A 2,674-nucleotide genomic window follows, 5' to 3' on the forward strand; every position below is an offset into this window, starting at 1 on the left:
GCGCGTCCAATGGTTTGCACCAGCGAGACTTCGGAGCGTAAAAAGCCTTCCTTGTCCGCATCCAGGACGGCAACCAAAGACACCTCAGGAATATCAAGCCCTTCACGCAACAGGTTGATGCCTACCAACACATCGAACTGACCAAGCCGCAAATCCCGGATGATTTCGACACGTTCCACGGTTTCGACATCAGAATGCAGGTATCGGACGCGGATTCCATGTTCCGACAGGTATTCCGTCAAATCCTCAGCCATGCGCTTGGTTAAAGTAGTGACCAGCACCCGTTCCTTGACTTCCACACGTTTATTGATTTCCGACAGTAAATCATCGACCTGGGTGGATGCAGGGCGCACTTCCACGACCGGATCGAGCAATCCAGTCGGCCTGACGACCTGTTCGACAAAATCCCCGCAATGCGCTTTCTCGTAAGGGCCGGGGGTTGCCGAGACATAAATGCGTTGCGGCGATTTTGCCTCGAATTCGTCAAACATCAAGGGCCGGTTATCCAGTGCTGAAGGCAGCCTGAAACCGTATTCCACCAAGGTCTCTTTCCGGGAGCGGTCACCTTTGTACATGGCCCCGGTCTGCGGCAGGGTGACGTGGCTTTCGTCAATAATCAACAAGGCATCATCATGCAAGTAATCGAACATGGTGGGCGGGGATTCGCCCGCCTGCCGTCCGGACAAATAGCGCGAGTAGTTTTCAATTCCTGAGCAATAGCCCACTTCCATTATCATTTCCAGGTCGAATAAAGTCCGTTGCTCCAGGCGTTGGGCTTCCACCAGTTTATTTAAGGAATAGAGTTGTTCCAGCCGTTCCTTGAGTTCTATTTTGATCAAGTCCATGGCGGACAATAATTGCTCACGCGGCGTGACATAATGGTTCTTGGGGTAGACGGTATAACGCGCAATCCGGCTGATGATTTCGCCCGTTAAGGGGTCGAATAATGACAAGCGTTCAACTTCATCATCAAACAGCTCGACCCGCAAGGCCTCCTGCTCAGACTCGGCAGGAAAAATGTCGATCACTTCACCACGCACCCGATAGGTCGCCCGGCGCAGTTCGATGTCATTGCGGGTGTACTGCATTTCGGCAAGGCGGCGCACAATATCGCGCTGGGTAATCAAATCGCCTTTGACCAAGTGCAGCACCATCTGGAAGTACGATTCCGGCTCACCTAAGCCATAAATCGCAGAAACGGTGGCGACAACTATCGTGTCCCTTCGTTCAATCAGCGCCTTGGTGGCCGATAGCCGCATTTGTTCGATATGTTCATTCAGGGAAGCGTCCTTGTCGATGTACGTATCGGAGGCAGGTAAGTAGGCTTCGGGCTGGTAATAGTCGTAATAGGAGACGAAATATTCCACGCTGTTTTCGGGAAAAAACTCTTTCATTTCGCCATACAACTGCGCCGCCAGCGTTTTGTTGGGAGCCATAATCATGGCGGGACGCTGCACTTGGTTGATGACATTGGCGATGGTGAACGTCTTGCCGGAACCTGTCACACCCAGCAAAGTCTGATGCACTTCGCCATCATTCAACCCTTCGATCAGTTGCTTGATCGCCGTGGGCTGGTCGCCAGCAGGCTGGAATGGGCTGTGTATCCTGAATTGTTTTTCCACGTTTTTGTATCAGCTAGGCTTTTGGTAAGGGTAATATCGTGTCAGTAAGAACATCGCCACAATTGCACCTACGGTATCGGCTACCCAATCCAGAGCATCGGCCTCTCGGCCAACCACAAAGGATTGATGCCATTCATCCGAGATGGCATAAAGGCTGCAAAACACAATGCTGACGACTGCCAGATTGAAGGGCGGTTCAACAAAATGGCGAAAATTTCGACTAGCCAGAATCCCCATCAAAAAATAAGCCGTGAAATGGTGGAGTTTGTCTTGGTATTCGAATAGCATGGGCAAGGGCAATGATGGCTGGTCTGAAAGCCAGTAAATCATGGCGCAGTAGAACAGCAAAGCCAGAATATCAAAAACTTTAAGCATACACAGTCCTGAAGTCCTTTATGAATAACCTCTATGAGATTGCTGAGGCGTGTCTCCACAATCCAAACATTGATGAAAAATTGGCGTTAACCCACCATGCCAAGTCCTTATCAGATAACAATCTATTGAATTTTAATTCGAAGCAGTCCGTACAACCGATCAGTCAGGTGCAGTTTCCCGAAAAGCCAGTTTTGCAGGCACCTCGCCACATGCCCAAGCGCAATCTGACATCACCTGAAGGCGTTATTGCATTTTTTCATGCGATTGCCCATGTTGAATTTGTGGCGATTTACCTGGCTTGGGATCTGCTCTATCGGTTTCGCGGTTTACCCGGACCATTCTATCAGGATTGGCTCTGTGTTGCCGATGAAGAAGCGCAGCATTTTGAGCTTATCAGGTTGCACTTAAGAAGCTTGAATGTTGAGTATGGCGACCTGCCAGCACATGGCGGCTTGTGGGATCACGCCACCGAGACGGCTGACGATTTACTGGCACGATTGGCTTTGGTTCCCCGTTGTATGGAAGCAAGAGGGTTGGATGTAACGCCTGGCATCATTGCCAAGTTTGCTGCACAGGGGGATGAGGCAGGAGTTGCCATATTAAACCGCATCCTGACCGATGAAGTTAAGCATGTGGAACGCGGGTCGTACTGGTTTAAAACGGTCTGTAGCCAGGAA

3 protein-coding genes are annotated in these 2,674 nt (G+C 50.5%); 1 reads left to right on the top strand and 2 read right to left on the bottom strand.

Annotated features, from left to right (window positions below; translation table 11 throughout):
* Both uvrB and ACLQ6D_RS00360 read right to left on the bottom strand, forming a co-directional pair.
* Nucleotides 1-1,622, bottom strand: a 1,622-nt coding sequence (gene uvrB, locus ACLQ6D_RS00355; RefSeq protein WP_411725257.1) for an excinuclease ABC subunit UvrB, incomplete at its 3' end; no start/stop codon positions are given.
* A 9-nt stretch (nucleotides 1,623-1,631) separates the two neighbouring features.
* On the bottom strand, nucleotides 1,632-1,997 hold the full coding sequence (locus tag ACLQ6D_RS00360; protein ID WP_411725258.1) for a VanZ family protein: 366 nt from the start codon (nucleotides 1,995-1,997) through the stop codon (nucleotides 1,632-1,634).
* Between the two features lie 20 nt (nucleotides 1,998-2,017).
* Between ACLQ6D_RS00360 and ACLQ6D_RS00365 the strand changes: the two genes are divergently transcribed.
* Nucleotides 2,018-2,674, top strand: a 657-nt coding sequence (locus ACLQ6D_RS00365) for a ferritin-like domain-containing protein (protein WP_411725259.1), incomplete at its 3' end; no start/stop codon positions are given.

The sequence above is a fragment of the Methyloglobulus sp. genome, assembly GCF_046714055.1.
Taxonomy (GTDB): domain Bacteria; phylum Pseudomonadota; class Gammaproteobacteria; order Methylococcales; family Methylomonadaceae; genus Methyloglobulus.

Excerpts from the sequence above, each read along its gene's own strand:
- ACLQ6D_RS00360 (WP_411725258.1), bottom strand. The coding sequence starts at position 1,997 with ATGCTTAAAGTTTTTGATATTCTGGCTTTGCTGTTCTACTGCGCCATG.